Here is a 14,147-nt window from a genome sequence, read left to right as displayed (position 1 = left end):
ACGATCAAATCGAATACTGAAAATTCTCCAGGAGAATGAAATGTCAGTAGATTGTTCTGATTATCCATTCAAAAAGAGTGCTTATCTCTACCTTTCTAGATGTCACAAAGTCTTTTGTCTGATCGGCTGTCTTCGGTAATCTAAGCAGATAATCACCAGTCCCTGTCTGCCAATAGATGGAGCTCTTCTGGCGTCTTCTCCAATGGCAACATTTGCCATTGAAAAGCCTCAGTCGCGTAGTTTCTGGCGATAGCCATTCCACCGAGGGCAAGATCATAGGAAGCAACGAGACCTCCAGCCGCAAAATACAAAGAGAAAGCAAGACCACCAAGTGTAAATATCAGGCTTGATGATACTCCTCCTAGGGAAAGCAAAATGGAAAACGCTAATCCGCCAAAGCTAAATAGACCGAATGAGATACCGCCAGTCAAGAGTACACCTACTGCAATGTTTCCAATTGCGATGATCCCCTTAGCAATACCAAAGGAACTGGTATTAATATGAACAATCGAGTGTCCGGCAGTGGCACTCTTTGAAACACACTCATATCCATAGAGACTTCTCTTACGACCAGTAACCGTAGCTCTTGAGTATGCCTTTGGATAAAGCGGCTTCCTTTCTTCCAAAAACCTCCTTGCATAATCATTGGGGGAGGCTAACACCTTGAAAGGGTTATCCATGCCACTGTCGAAAACTCTGTTTTGGATATCGTAATACATCTCTCTTCTCAGGTCTTCTTTGGACATTCTACGAATAGAATTCGAGCTCAAAGAGATCCGGAAGTCAAGTACTGAGAAGCCCTCTTCTCGTTGATCATTCCACTCACCGGTGTCCCATACTACAGAACCCAGCTCTCACACTCAATCATATGCTTTCATTATCGCCGGGTCTTCCTTCATCAAGTGTTCTGCGATAGAAAACATATCGGTTTTTTCCCAGAATGAAAGCTTCTGATGAGCAATGAGATATTTCATGGGAATTGGATGAGTACCGATTACAACCGGTACTTCATAATAGCTTTCGATGAACTCCTTGAAATGACTCAGCCTCGGACATGGTGGATATCCCACTACCATTCCCGTTGCCAGGTGTATGACTTCTGCACCGTTTTTTATCATTTCCTGCGGTACGTATTCTACATTTCCACCGGGACATCCTCCACAGTAGGAATAACCAACAAGCTGCAGTTCTTCATCTTTCGGATATAATGCAAAACCCCCGACATGTTCTCTCATGGCCCTGAGACACTTACCACCACCGCAATTCTGATAACGCGCACAAATAATTATCCCTATCTTCTTCACATGAACACCCCTTCCACTCTCGAGTATCTATCATTCTCATTATAGCAAGTATTAGCAACGATAATCCTTCAACATGCATCATTGCCTATCTTCAGAAATAGCTGTATAATTTTACGGCGTTAATCTCATCGGAGGTAGTTATGAAGGATTTCACGAAGCGAATGCTCTCCATTGCCGTACCAATTACTCTTCAGAACCTTATATCTACCGGCCTTAATCTCGTTGACAATTTGATGATCGGGCAGCTGGGTACAACTGCCATAGCTTCAGTGGGTTTGGTCAATCAAGTAGTATTCATTCTCAACATACTTACATTTGGTGTGTCCAGCGGAGCCGGGATATTTGTCGCTCAGTTTTGGGGCAAGAGAGACGAGAAGAGTATTGAGAAGACCATTGGACACATGCTATATATAACCATAGGAGCCGCTGCCTTATTCTTTGTCCTGCTTTTCTTCTTGCCTGAGAGAATACTCATGATCTTCACGACAGATGTCGAAGTGGTCAAGACAGGGGCAGTATATGCAAGGCCTGTCGCTTTCTCCACATTTCTAACATCCTTTTCCTTCATTATTGCAATGGCCTTGAGGACTGTGGAAAAGGCTAGAATTCCAATGTATGTTAGTCTTGTCGCTCTCTCGATCAATACGGTGGCAAATTACATTCTGATTTTCGGTCTTGGCCCGATTGAACCTTTAGGGGTTTTTGGAGCGTCTTTTGCAACGCTTCTCTCTAGAATTGTGGAATTCGCAATATTCGTCAGTATTGTTTACCGCAAGAAAACTCCAATAAGGCTTTCTAGATCAGCCTTAAAATTCGAAATTCCATTTTTCAGAAGGCTTATGAAATATGCTACTCCAGTAATCATCAATGAATTCTTGTGGAGCCTTGGTATTACAATGTATTCTCTGGTTATGGCAAGAATGGGCACAGAATTCATAGCTGCCAGGAATATTTCCAGCACAATTGAGAACTTTGGTTTTGTTATCTTTGGTGGACTTTCCTCGGCGACGGTTGTAATGGTGGGAGCAGAACTTGGAAGGAACAATTTCTCTCAGGCAAAATACAATGCGAGAAAATTGCTTCAGCTTACCGTCATCACCGCAGTGGCCACGGGCTTTATTATCATCCTTTTATCAAGATTTATAGTGAATCTCTACAATATAGATCAATCACTTAAGAACACCGTTCTCACTGTGCTAATTATTGTTGGCCTTTCACAGCCGATCAAGATGTTCAATGCGGTAAATATAGTGGGGGTTCTTAGAAGTGGGGGTGATTCCAGAGCAGCAATGATAATTGAAATTGTCTCACTATGGGGAGTTGGAATTCCCCTTGTCGCGATAACAGGTCTCGTTCTTAAATGGCCGCTTACTCTAGTTTACATTGCAATGATGGTCGAAGAGCTTTTCAAATCAATCCTGGGAATTAGGAGAACATTAACCTGGAAGTGGTTGAAAAACGTAGTTGATTGAACGCATGCAAATAACAAAGGGACCGAAAAAATTCTTCGATCCCTTGATTATCATATCTAAACAATTAAAACGATTATGACTGAAGGAATCTCAAGAACAGCTGAGCGTATATTCTCGAAACAAGAAGGAGATCTTCGATCGATACTCTTTCATTTGGCTGGTGTGCCATCTCGACATTTCCAGGAAAAAGCGCTCCGAAAGCCACTGCGTTTGGTACGGCACGCGCATAAGTGCCACCGCCGATAGCTATTGGTTCTTCATCATGTCCCGTTACTTCCTTGTACACCTCTCTGCACATCTTAACGAGTTCAGAGTCTGGAGAGATATAAAGCGGCTTCTGGTGATGAAAAGTCTCGACGCGAAATCCTTTGAAGGCTTCTTCTATTTGTGATCTAACCATCGATTCGTTGAAGAAAACCGGATACCTTATATTGATAACCAGCTTCAATACACCTGCCTGAAGTCTTAGTGTACCTGCATTCAAAGTCAGTTCACCAGACATCGAATCCTTTCCAGAAATTCCTAGAGATTCACCATAGAACTCATAACCGATCTTGGACTTTATAGCAGTAAGAAAGTTTTTGATTTCAGAGTCTCCAAGTCTAAGATCGGCCAGAAGATCTACAATAGCAGCCATAGCACTTTGCCCTTTGTAAGGAGTCGACCCATGAGCGGAAGAACCTGTAATCAAGATTTCGACTTTATCCTCCGATCTGGTTAATTTCAGTTTTGTATCATTTTTCGGCGAAAAGGCTTCAATCTTCTCATAAGTCTCGGCATCCACACCCCGGAGTACTGCCCTGGCCGAAGATGCAACCATGTTCGGAGCCTCACCGGCAGAAAGAACCTCTACTGATATTCCTTCCCCTCCGTTGTGCGCGGGTGCTGATATCCCGTAATTAACGATACCTTTCTCAGCAAATATAACAGGAAAATCAGCATCTGGAGTCACTGACATGTCCGGGATCTCCTCGTGTTTGACGTAGTATTTCATGCACTCCCACCCAGATTCTTCGTTCGTGCCAAAAATCAGTCTTATCCTCTTCGAAGGCTTCTTTACGTACTCTTTTACAGCCTTCAGAGCGTAAAGGGCTGCTATCATAGGACCTTTGTCATCCTGGGTCCCTCTTCCCCAGATTTCCCCGTCCTTTACAAGTCCGCTGTATGGTGGAACTTCCCAGCCTTCTCCTTCTGGAACTACATCGAGATGTCCTAAAACGCCGAACGTCTCTCCAGATCCGTAATCAACTATCCCAACGTATCCATCAGCGTTTCTGGCTTCAAAACCGAGATCCTTTGCCAACTTTACTGTCTTTTCAAGAACTTCCTTAACACCTTTACCAAAGGGGCCGCCATCAACAGGCGTGTCCTGAACTGACTTGATCCTAACTGAATCAGACACAGCACTTACCAGCTCATCTTTAAGGGCGATCACCATTTCGTCAAGTTTCCTATCCACTTTTTCTCCTCCTTACTTTATTATCTTCTTTATATCTTGTGACTCTCCTCGTCTGCAAACCAACGTTCCCTCACTGGTTGCTACCAATATGAAGCCTTCAATTCCCGATACGGCTAGTTTCTTCTGGGTATGATTTATCAAAAGGCAGTTCTTCACGTCCTTTAGAGAAAACTCCCCCTCGACGGCATTCCCGTTCTTGTCTTTGATCAGCAAATCATAAACTGCATCCCACGAGCCAATATCGTTCCAGTAGAAACTTGCCGGTACAGTTGCTACTTTTGAGGACCTCTCCATCAAACCATAATCAATTGAGATCTTTGGAAGCCTTTCGTAGATCTTTTCTATGTCTTCTGGTCTCTTACTAATCTCTGAAATTGCAGAAAACAGATCCGGGAAGTTCTTCGAGAGCTCCAAATCGAAAACGCTCTTCTTCCAAACAAAGATGCCGGAATTCCATAGAAATCTGCCGGACTGGACATAATGCTGAGCAGTTTCATAGTCTGGTTTTTCATGAAACTTCTTTACCGAATATACTTCTTCATTATCATCAACAGCATTTCCCCGCTCGATATAACCATAACCAGTGTAAGGATGAGTGGGGGTAATCCCTATCGTAACTAGCGAATCATTTGATTCGGCGTATTTGATTGCCTTATTCAGAGTCTTGAAAAAACTCTCTTCATCTCTTATAACATGGTCGGCGGGAACGACAACCATGATGTCATCAGGGCTAAATCTGGTACTGCCCAATGCTATTGCGGGAGCTGTATTTCTTCTCATGGGCTCAAAGATTACGTTCTCTCCCGGGAAGAGCGGTAGATAGTACTGCATTAAAGGAAACTGCTCCCTTGTTGTAATAATGATTATCTCATCTGTTACCTTTTCCATTCTTTCAATAGTCTCTTCAATCATTGTCTTCGATGAACCAAACTTGTGAAACTGCTTTGGCCTTTTCTTAACACTTACAGGCCAAAGCCTCTCACCTATGCCGCCTGCCATTATCAAGGTCCTTACCACATACATCTCTCCTTCCCGCCGCATCCCATTATCTATAGCATACCAGAAAGTCAGACCTTTACCCCGTGAAGTTCGGGAGGCTATTTTCGGAAAAATCGTGTATAACAGAATAGGAAGAAAGACTTAGAGACGAATGTTCGACTCTATAAGCCTTTAATCACCGGCCTCAAGCTTTGCGACCGTCACAATTTAGAGGCAAAATTAAATAAGGGGGCGAATTTGATGACAAAAGTCATGATCAGGCTGCGAATGAGTCTTAACGATGCTCACTATGGAGGCAACCTAGTTGACGGGGCAAGAATCCTTCAGATGTTCGGCGATGTCGCCACAGAACTTCTTATAAGAAACGATGGAGACGAGGGCTTATTCAAGGCCTATGATAATATCGAATTTATCGCGCCGGTCTATGCGGGAGATTACATTGAAGCCACAGGAGAGATTATTTCGACCGGAAATACATCCAGAAAAATGTTGTTTCAGGCATTCAAGGTCGTACAGACCAGGCCAGAAATAAGCGATTCTGCCGCAGAGTTACTGCCAGAACCAGTACTGGTATGCAGGGCAAGTGGAACATGCGTTGTCCCGAAAAGCAGACAGAGGAAGCGCTATGAATAAACTCATAATTACTGCTGCATTAACGGGCGCAGAAGTAATGAAGGATCAGCAACCCGCTCTTCCGATTTCTCCTGAAGAGATTGCTGAGGCAGCGTATGACTGCTTTCTGTCAGGAGCAAGTATTGTTCATATTCACGCTAGGGATTCTTCGGGGAAACCTACGCAGAATTTAGAAGTTTACCGAGAAATCAAGGAGAGGATCGCAGAGAAATGCGATTTGATCTTTCAGCCTTCAACTGGCGGAGCAGTATGGCACAAAGTAAGAGAGAGGGCTCAGCCTCTAGAGCTCAATCCTGAGATGGCGACTCTTTCGGCAGGTACTTGTAACTTTGGTGAAGATGTTTTTTTCAATTCACAGGATACTATGGAGACTTTCGCACAGGAGATGAAAGCAAGAGGAATTAAACCTGAGATTGAAGTTTTCGAGAGGGGAATGATCGAAAACGCTTTGAAATTGCTTAAGAAGGGTTTGATAGATAGCCCCATACATTTTGATTTTGTCCTCGGTGTTCCTGGAGCTTGCCCCGGGAATATTGAAGATCTGATCCACATGGTGAGAGCAATTCCTCAAGGAAGCACGTGGACGGTGGCCGGAATTGGAAGGAATGAGCTTGTTCTGGCAACTGCCGCTATTCTTCTTGGAGGGCATGTCAGAGTTGGTTTCGAAGACAATATCTACTACAAGAAAGGTGAGCTGGCAATTTCGAACGCTCAACTAGTCGAGAGGGTTGTAAGAATTTCGAATGAACTGGGTAGGGACGTAGCCAGCCCCGAAGAAGCGAGAGAAATCCTTGGAATCAGGAGGAAGAATCAGTGAAAGGATGCCCTTATGGAAGTCACAGAGTAATCGAGCCCGCGGGATTCCTTCCGCAGGCAGCATCAAGGATCGACAACTCTTTGGACCTATACGATAATGAAATCCTGGTGGACGTTACAACTTTAAACGTAGACTCGGCAAGTTTTACTCAGATAAGAGAAGCCTGTGAAGATGATGTGACAAAAATCTCGTCCATGATAATGGATATAGTAATGAAGAGAGGTAAGCTGCAGAATCCAGTTACGGGTTCGGGGGGGATGTTTATCGGAAAAGTGTCAAAGATCGGGAAAGACCTTTTGAAACGAGATTTAGAGATAGGCGATACTATTGCGTCTCTTGTTTCGCTATCGCTGACACCTTTGAATATCGAAAGGATTGTTCAAGTACATCTCGAAAAGGACCAGATAGATATTGAAGGAAAGGCAGTGTTATTTGAAAGCGGAATTTATGCACGGCTACCGTCAGATATCCCCCCTAAAATGGCCCTGGCCGTACTTGATGTTGCTGGTGCACCGGCACAGGTTGACAAACTAGTAAGAAAGGGTATGAATGTAGCAATTCTTGGAGGCGGCGGGAAATCCGGCTTACTCTGTTGTTATGCAGCTATGAAGAAGTGTCGCGATTCGGGGAAGGTTATTGTAGTAGAATATTCAGTGGAGAATGCAGAGAGAATTCGAAAGCTTGGCCTTGCCCACGAAGTTATCATTGCCGATGCAACAAAACCTCTCGAAGTCTATGAAAAAATCAGTGAGTTTACAGAAGGCGATCTCTGTGATGTGGTAATAAATAACGTCAATGTTCCCGGAACAGAGATGGGGTCTATTCTAAGTGCAAAAGACAACGGAATTGTATATTTCTTCAGCATGGCTACATCTTTTACCAGAGCCGCGCTGGGGGCTGAAGGTGTTGGAAAGGATATTACAATGATGATAGGGAATGGATATACTAAGGGCCATGCTGAGTTTGCGCTAGGAATCTTAAGGGAATCTAGTGAAATTAGAAGGCTTTTTCAGAAGCTATACATTTGAGGTGGCGTAAATGCGTGACTACAGAGAAATACCAATGTGGAGAGATGTAACACCTACTCAGTGGAGTGACTGGCGGTGGCAGGTAGCCAACAGAGTCAAGACCGTTGATGCGTTAAGGCAGATTATCGACATCACCGAAGAAGAAGCTCATGGAGTCGCCGAATGTCTCAGAACGCTACGAATGTCAATAACACCTTACTACGCAACGTTGATGGACCCCAATAATCAAAGATGCCCTATACGAAGGCAGGCCGTTCCAACCGACAAAGAGCTAAAAATCGACAAATGGGATATGATAGATCCGCTTCACGAAGATGAGGACTCTCCTGTACCAGGACTCACTCACAGATACCCCGATCGTGTCCTCTTCCTTATAACCGACCAGTGTTCGATGTACTGCAGGCATTGTACTAGAAGAAGATTCGCTGGACAGCTCGACAGGGCGAGAACCCGGAAGGAAATCGATGATGCTATTGAATATATCCGGGAAACTCCTGAAGTAAGAGATGTCTTGCTTTCCGGGGGAGACGCATTACTTGTTGGAGACGATTATCTGGAGTACATTCTCAACGAACTCAGGGAGATCCCCCATGTTGAGATTATTAGAATTGGAACTAGGACGCCCGTCGTTCTCCCACAGAGAGTTACTCCAGAACTCGTGAAGATGATCAGAAAATATCATCCCGTATGGATAAATACTCACTTCAATCATCCTCTCGAAATCACTCCCGATTCAACCAGGGCATGCGAAATGCTCGCAGATGGAGGTATACCACTGGGAAACCAGTCGGTACTCCTCAGAGGAGTTAACGATTCTCCATATATAATGATGGAACTAGTGCATCAGTTAGTCAAGATCAGAGTGAGACCGTATTACATATATCAGTGTGATCTCTCTCAGGGAATCGGTCATTTCAGAACCTCAATTAGAAAAGGTATTGGAATCATGGAATCATTGATCGGCAACACGTCGGGATTATGCGTTCCAACATTCGTCGTTGACGCTCCAGGTGGGGGCGGTAAGATTCGAGTAATGCCTCAGTACAATATTTCCGAATCAGACAGAGTCGTCGTTCTGAGAAACTACGAAGGAGTAATCACCACATATCATGAGCCAGATGACACTTCTAGCGATGTTGATGACAGAGTGTACAGAGAGAAATACGAGTTCACAGGAGTATCAGATCTTCTTTACGGAAATTCGATGAGTTTCGAGCCTACAACACTTCAAAGAAGAGACAGGATAAAGAAGTGGAAGGAGAAGAAGGTGAGAAAATGAAATTCGAAGACTTCTTCGTGGGCCAGAGTTTCTCAACCAGAAGAAGAATTACAGCCGAAATGGTTGACTCCTTTGCGAACTTGACCGGAGACAGGAATCCCGTTCACACAGATGAGAAATTCGCAAGAAAGTCGCGTTTTGGCAGAAGAATCGCTCATGGAATGCTGTCTGTGGGGATAATTTCCGCGATTCTAGGAAATGAATTCCCTGGACCCGGCTCCATATACATGAAACAGGAGGTAAGATTCCTCAAACCAATATTTCTTGAAGAAGAAGTGTTAATTACTATAGAAATCCTCGAAATCAAAGTTGAGAAAAAGAGATTATCTGTAAGAACAACCGTAGAAAAAAACAACGGAGAGATGGCAGTTGACGGAGAGGCGCTTCTACTATTCGAGGGAGAATGAAGCGTCGGATCAGAATATCAGATTTGGCCGAGGGAATTGAAGTAATATCGGTGATCGGTCTTGAGAAGAATACAGGAAAGACTGTTGTTTTGAACCAAATGCTAAAAGAATTTCGAGAAAAGGGCACAACTGCAGGAGTAACATCTACCGGCCTAGAGGGTGAAAAGAGAGACCAAGTTTACCTTAATGAGAAGCCGGAGATAACTCTAAGCAGAGGGACTTATTTCGTCACATCTGAGAGGGATTTCCGTCATCGAAGTTTTTCTGCTACCGTAATAGATTTGAGAGACTACAGATCTCCTCTAGGAAGAACGGTTTTTGCGCGGGCGGAAGCCGATGGGAAAGTCATAATATCGGGGCCATCTATTCTTGAATATCTGAGTGAAGCTGTAAACACAATGAGATCCTACGGTTGTGAAAAGATACTGATCGACGGCTCAACTTCAAGAATGAGTCCGGGTACGCCTCTAGTTTCGGACGGAGTTATTCTCGCCACCGGTGCGGCATTATCGATGAATTTGGAGGAACTGTGTAGGAAGACCAGTTTTGTAGTGAGATTGCTTTCTCTTCCAGGCACAGAACTCGAGCTCCACAAAAGAATTGCTCCGCTAGGAACCGGTTTGTGGGTAGAGAAAGACGGAGTTTTCGAAAGATTAAGCCCTTCTCCATTAACAGCAAAATCCTTGAAGCATGAACTTGCCGGGAGAACGATTTACATTAATGGTTCGCTTACATCTTCAGTTCTTCTTGCCTTAGCAGAAAAGAATACTAGAATCATCTTGAAGGATTTTTCACGAGTTTTCTTTGACGAGTTAACTCTCGCAAAGTATGAAAGAGCGGGAGGCCACCTAGAAGTCTTGCATCCGACGCACCTGATCGCAGTCACAGTGAATCCGTTAGCACCGAACGGGTTCAAGATTCAATCAGATAAACTTATAAAGTCACTTGAAAGCAAGATTGATGTGCCAGTACTAGACGTTTTGGAGGAGAGTTCAAATTGAAGTATTTGGATTGTGGATTTGAGTACATCCTCTCTCGCATTGATCCCGTTACTCCTATGGGCAGAGAGGAATTGCGCGCTATGACCTTCTTGAAAAGGGATGAGGATATAGAGGCTTTTCACAAGAGACAGCTTGAGGTGAACGAGAGAAAATCACAAGTAGAGTCCCTCAAGTCTATTCTAGCGAGGGTACGGGACATTAGGGGAACTATTTCAAATCTCTCCCCTGGGAAGATTCTCGACGATATTGAACTGTTTGAGATAAAGAGCTTCGCCTATTGGTCAGAAAGACTGAGAAGTGAGATTGGAGAGTGCAGTTCGTGGATGCAGCTTCCCGACCTGTCAGTTGTGTTTTCTTTTCTAGATCCCGACGATGTTGGAACAGAGAGTTTCTACATTTCTGACAAGTTAGATAATGCTCTCGCGGTTGTAAGAAAAAAGCTTTATAGACTTCAGAGAAATAGAGAAGAGTATGACGAAGCGAGTCTCAATGAACTTATCCGTCTGAATTTTGAAATCGAAGAGAAAGTAAGAGCTGATCTTTCCGGCAAGCTCATCACTTATCGAGAAGACCTTCAAAGCTCTGCAACAACAATCGGGAAGATTGACCTGATCGTAGCGCTAGTAGAGTTCAATAGGAAACTCGGTCTCAGTAAACCGGAAATCAGTTCGGGAGAATATGAATTTGAAGAACTGGTCAATCCTGAATTAGCTGCATCCCTTAACAAGAGCGGCAAGAGTTTTCAACCATTTAGCGCCAGTTTTGACAGAAGATCCGTTATTATCGGAGGCAACATGACCGGCAAATCGGTTCTTCTCAGAACTGTTGCTCTCCTTCAGACAATGTTTCAGCATGGACTTTTCGTGCCAGCGAAGAGAGCCTTTATTCCTGTATATGATGCGATTGTCTACTACAGTGGCGACAAACAGTCTTTTTTGGATGGGCTGTCATCGTTCGCCGGAGAAGTAGACCATCTGAAGAAGGCTCTAGAGATAATCCATATGGATATCAGAGGCCTGTTTTTGTTTGATGAAATAGGAAGGAATACAAACCCCGTAGAAGGTCCGGCATTTCTTATGGCTTCGGCAGAGTATCTTAGTCGAAATCAGAGATGTCGAACCATCCTTACATCCCACTATGAAGAAGCCCTGGAGATTGAAGGAGCGAAGCTGTTTATTATTAAAGGGCTTGACCATGAAAGAATGAGAAATGAAATCGGAAGGGAAATCTCTTATTATGTGGATCATTCACTTGTAGAAATAGAAAGCAATGCGGCCTTTCCTAGGGAGGCAGTAACAATAGCGCGTCTTATGGGATTAGACAGAGAGTTCGTTGAACTGATAATAAGAAAGCTGAAGGAGAGTTGCGAATGAATGGAAAGCTGAATCTGAACATGAACAAAGTCAAAGAAGCAAGAGATTATGCCCAAAGGATTGCCAGTGAAGTTCATGACTTTGTTGAAGAGCACACAACAGTAAGTATCGAGAGGGCGATCTGCAGGTTTTTTGGTATAGATGGTGTTGACGATTATGGAATTCCAATCCCAAATGTCGTAGTAGATCACCTTAAATCATCAAACCTAATTAATGATGGTGCTGCCTATGTGATCGGAAATGCGATTCTCGAAACGGGACTTTCGCCGCAAAAGATTGCAGAAGAAATCTCATTCGGAAGACTCGATCTCAGAAGTCTGAGTTACAGATCTCAAGATGAAGTTTTCGATCGCATCGACCGACTCGTGAATGATGCTGTAGGAAAAGTCAAGTTGAATCGAGAAAAACGTGAGTCTTTGATCGGTGAACTGGGTGAGGGAAAAAAGCCCTACCTGTATGTGATAGTCGCGACGGGAAACATTTACGAAGATGTTATTCAGGCAAGAGCAGCCGCAAGACAAGGCGCAGACATAGTTGCTGTAATCAGGTCTACGGGCCAGAGTCTCCTTGATTATGTGCCTTACGGGCCAACAACTGAAGGATTTGGAGGCACATACGCCACACAGGAGAACTTCAGAATAATGAGGTCGGCTCTCGATGACACCGGAAAAGAGGTCGGTAGGTACATAAGGCTTTGCAATTACTGCTCGGGTCTCTGCATGCCGGAAATAGCTGCAATGGGAGCCATCGAAAGACTGGATGTAATGTTGAACGATGCTCTCTACGGAATTCTATTCAGAGACATAAACATGAAGAGAACTTTGATAGATCAGTATTTTTCGAGAGTAATAAATGGATTTGCGGGCGTCATAATAAATACAGGAGAAGACAATTACCTCACGACGGCAGATGCTTTTGAAGAAGCCCACACAGTACTCGCTTCTCAGTTAATAAATGAAAGCCTGGCTCTCATGGCAGGCATACCCGAAGAGCAGATGGGGCTCGGTCATGCCTTCGAAATGGATCCATCAATTGAAAACGGTTTTCTGTATGAACTTGCTCAAGCACAAATGAGTCGAGAGATCTTCCCGAAGGCACCTTTGAAGTACATGCCCCCTACAAAGTTCATGACTGGAAATATCTTTATGGGCTACGCCCAGGACACCTTATTCAATGTGATATCTATAATGACAAATCAAGGGATTCAGCTTCTGGGAATGCTCACCGAGGCAATTCACACTCCTTTTATGAGCGATAGGTACCTTGCAATCGAAAACGCAAGATATGTTTTCAACAATCTACGCGATCTAGGCGATGAGATAACCTTCAAAGACAACGGAATAATTCAGACCAGAGCAGCGACGGTTCTTGAGGAAGCTCTTCAACTGCTAAGGGAAATCGAATCGATAGGTCTTTTTGAAACGCTCGAAAGAGGCACTTTTGCAAACATCAAGAGATCCCCACATGGAGGAAAAGGTTTGGATGGGGTAGTAAGAAAGGGGCCGAAATACAGAAATCCATTTATCGAGAAAATGCTTGGGGGGCGCAATCATGGATAACTGCTCTGAAAAGAAGAATCAATTTCCCTCTGAAATAGACTTAACAAGAGTAATTCCATACGGAGACACGCTGAATGACGGCAAAGTCCAGCTCAGCTTTACTTTGCCAGTGCCTGGAGGGCCCGAGGCCGATGAAGCAGCTAAGCAGATGATACATAAGATGGGGTTGAAAAACCCGCAAATCGTCTTTTCAAAGGAAATAACAATCGGATTCACATTCTTTCTCGCCTACGGAGAGTTTTCTCACGCTATTGACTACACAGCAATTCGAGTGCCGAAAATTACGCTTGAAAAGATGTCGATGGAGGAGATCGACAGATTTATTGAAGAGAGAATAAAGAGAAGAATCGTTGTTGTTGGTGCTAGCACAGGTACCGACGCTCATACAGTTGGTATTGACGCAATTATGAATATGAAGGGTTTTGCGGGGCACTATGGCCTCGAACGTTACAGAAATATCGATGCCTATAACCTCGGCAGTCAGGTTCAAAATGAGGAGTTAGTCTCAAAGGCAATAGAACTTGATGCGGACGCAATTCTCGTGTCTCAAACTGTTACGGCCAAAAACGTCCATCTTAGAAACATGACTTCGCTTGTCGAGCTTCTCGAAGCTGAAAACATAAGAAAAAAGATCATTCTGATAGCCGGTGGAGCGAGAATTACTCATGAATTGGCCAAAGAACTTGGATACGACGCCGGATTCGGGCCCGGAACTTTCGCTGAAGATGTTGCAGCCTTTATAGTTCACAAACTGGAATCCATGATCTGAAAAGTTGTGTTAAAATCAACCATCGCGGCATAGGCGGAGGTAACACG

General features: G+C 44.0%; 14 protein-coding genes. 10 read left to right on the top strand and 4 right to left on the bottom strand.

The window, feature by feature from the left end:
* Nucleotides 1-152 precede the first annotated feature (152 nt).
* Together Y696_RS09955 and Y696_RS09950 are read right to left on the bottom strand one after the other, a co-directional pair.
* Nucleotides 153-626 (bottom strand): hypothetical protein, encoded by a 474-nt coding sequence (locus tag Y696_RS09955; protein ID WP_259459916.1) that lies wholly within the window; start codon nucleotides 624-626, stop codon nucleotides 153-155.
* A gap of 234 nt (nucleotides 627-860) precedes the next feature.
* Nucleotides 861-1,304 (bottom strand): CGGC domain-containing protein, encoded by a 444-nt coding sequence (locus Y696_RS09950; RefSeq protein WP_121510400.1) that lies wholly within the window; start codon nucleotides 1,302-1,304, stop codon nucleotides 861-863.
* 140 nt (nucleotides 1,305-1,444) lie between these two features.
* On the opposite strand from Y696_RS09950, the gene Y696_RS09945 reads away from it, so the two are divergent.
* Nucleotides 1,445-2,776, top strand: a complete 1,332-nt coding sequence (locus Y696_RS09945) for an MATE family efflux transporter (RefSeq protein ID WP_121510399.1) — start codon at nucleotides 1,445-1,447, stop codon at nucleotides 2,774-2,776.
* Nucleotides 2,777-2,849: 73 nt separating this feature from the next.
* Here the strand turns inward: Y696_RS09945 and pepV are convergent, their stop codons facing one another.
* A complete protein-coding gene (gene pepV, locus Y696_RS09940; RefSeq protein ID WP_121510398.1) occupies nucleotides 2,850-4,235 on the bottom strand; it encodes a dipeptidase PepV in 1,386 nt (461 codons plus the stop codon).
* 12 nt (nucleotides 4,236-4,247) lie between these two features.
* Entirely contained in the window at nucleotides 4,248-5,258 is a 1,011-nt protein-coding gene (locus Y696_RS09935; RefSeq protein WP_099771268.1) for a mannose-1-phosphate guanylyltransferase, read from the bottom strand.
* Nucleotides 5,259-5,474: 216 nt separating this feature from the next.
* Between Y696_RS09935 and Y696_RS09930 the strand changes: the two genes are divergently transcribed.
* The 9 genes from Y696_RS09930 to Y696_RS09890 are packed head-to-tail and all read left to right on the top strand — an operon-like array spanning nucleotide 5,475 to nucleotide 14,100.
* Nucleotides 5,475-5,867: a hotdog domain-containing protein gene (locus tag Y696_RS09930; protein ID WP_180274795.1), complete on the top strand. Its 393-nt coding sequence runs from the start codon at nucleotides 5,475-5,477 to the stop codon at nucleotides 5,865-5,867.
* Entirely contained in the window at nucleotides 5,860-6,684 is an 825-nt protein-coding gene (locus Y696_RS09925) for a 3-keto-5-aminohexanoate cleavage protein (RefSeq protein WP_121510397.1), read from the top strand. The genes Y696_RS09930 and Y696_RS09925 overlap by 8 nt, the downstream gene beginning before the upstream one ends.
* Nucleotides 6,681-7,712: an L-erythro-3,5-diaminohexanoate dehydrogenase gene (locus Y696_RS09920; RefSeq protein ID WP_121510396.1), complete on the top strand. Its 1,032-nt coding sequence runs from the start codon at nucleotides 6,681-6,683 to the stop codon at nucleotides 7,710-7,712. The genes Y696_RS09925 and Y696_RS09920 overlap by 4 nt, the downstream gene beginning before the upstream one ends.
* 10 nt (nucleotides 7,713-7,722) lie before the next feature.
* Nucleotides 7,723-8,991, top strand: a complete 1,269-nt coding sequence (gene ablA, locus Y696_RS09915) for a lysine 2,3-aminomutase (RefSeq protein WP_121510395.1) — start codon at nucleotides 7,723-7,725, stop codon at nucleotides 8,989-8,991.
* Entirely contained in the window at nucleotides 8,988-9,398 is a 411-nt protein-coding gene (locus Y696_RS09910; RefSeq protein WP_121510394.1) for a MaoC family dehydratase, read from the top strand. Before ablA ends, Y696_RS09910 begins: the two co-directional genes overlap by 4 nt.
* Complete coding sequence (locus Y696_RS09905) at nucleotides 9,395-10,399, top strand: hypothetical protein (protein ID WP_121510393.1); 1,005 nt, start codon at nucleotides 9,395-9,397, stop codon at nucleotides 10,397-10,399. The genes Y696_RS09910 and Y696_RS09905 overlap by 4 nt, the downstream gene beginning before the upstream one ends.
* A complete protein-coding gene (locus Y696_RS09900) occupies nucleotides 10,396-11,772 on the top strand; it encodes a MutS-related protein (RefSeq protein WP_121510392.1) in 1,377 nt (458 codons plus the stop codon). Before Y696_RS09905 ends, Y696_RS09900 begins: the two co-directional genes overlap by 4 nt.
* The gene (locus Y696_RS09895; RefSeq protein ID WP_006487855.1) at nucleotides 11,769-13,331 is read left to right on the top strand and encodes a lysine 5,6-aminomutase subunit alpha; all 1,563 of its coding nucleotides are present in this window, start codon (nucleotides 11,769-11,771) and stop codon (nucleotides 13,329-13,331) included. The genes Y696_RS09900 and Y696_RS09895 overlap by 4 nt, the downstream gene beginning before the upstream one ends.
* A complete protein-coding gene (locus Y696_RS09890) occupies nucleotides 13,324-14,100 on the top strand; it encodes an OAM dimerization domain-containing protein (protein ID WP_121510391.1) in 777 nt (258 codons plus the stop codon). Before Y696_RS09895 ends, Y696_RS09890 begins: the two co-directional genes overlap by 8 nt.
* Nucleotides 14,101-14,147 lie beyond the last annotated feature (47 nt).

Source organism: Mesotoga sp. H07pep.5.4 (assembly GCF_003664935.1).
In the GTDB taxonomy this organism is placed as follows: Bacteria; Thermotogota; Thermotogae; order Petrotogales; family Kosmotogaceae; genus Mesotoga; species Mesotoga prima.
This window is presented reverse-complemented; position numbering and strand designations above follow the sequence as displayed.

Bases quoted from the DNA above. Each gene is read 5' to 3' on its own strand.
- Y696_RS09895 (WP_006487855.1), top strand. From the start codon at position 11,769: ATGAATGGAAAGCTGAATCTGAACATGAACAAAGTCAAAGAAGCAAGA.
- Y696_RS09890 (WP_121510391.1), top strand. From the start codon at position 13,324: ATGGATAACTGCTCTGAAAAGAAGAATCAATTTCCCTCTGAAATAGAC.
- Y696_RS09925 (WP_121510397.1), top strand. From the start codon at position 5,860: ATGAATAAACTCATAATTACTGCTGCATTAACGGGCGCAGAAGTAATG.
- Y696_RS09930 (WP_180274795.1), top strand. From the start codon at position 5,475: ATGACAAAAGTCATGATCAGGCTGCGAATGAGTCTTAACGATGCTCAC.
- ablA (WP_121510395.1), top strand. From the start codon at position 7,723: ATGCGTGACTACAGAGAAATACCAATGTGGAGAGATGTAACACCTACT.
- Y696_RS09945 (WP_121510399.1), top strand. From the start codon at position 1,445: ATGAAGGATTTCACGAAGCGAATGCTCTCCATTGCCGTACCAATTACT.
- Y696_RS09905 (WP_121510393.1), top strand. From the start codon at position 9,395: ATGAAGCGTCGGATCAGAATATCAGATTTGGCCGAGGGAATTGAAGTA.
- Y696_RS09910 (WP_121510394.1), top strand. From the start codon at position 8,988: ATGAAATTCGAAGACTTCTTCGTGGGCCAGAGTTTCTCAACCAGAAGA.
- Y696_RS09935 (WP_099771268.1), bottom strand. From the start codon at position 5,258: ATGTATGTGGTAAGGACCTTGATAATGGCAGGCGGCATAGGTGAGAGG.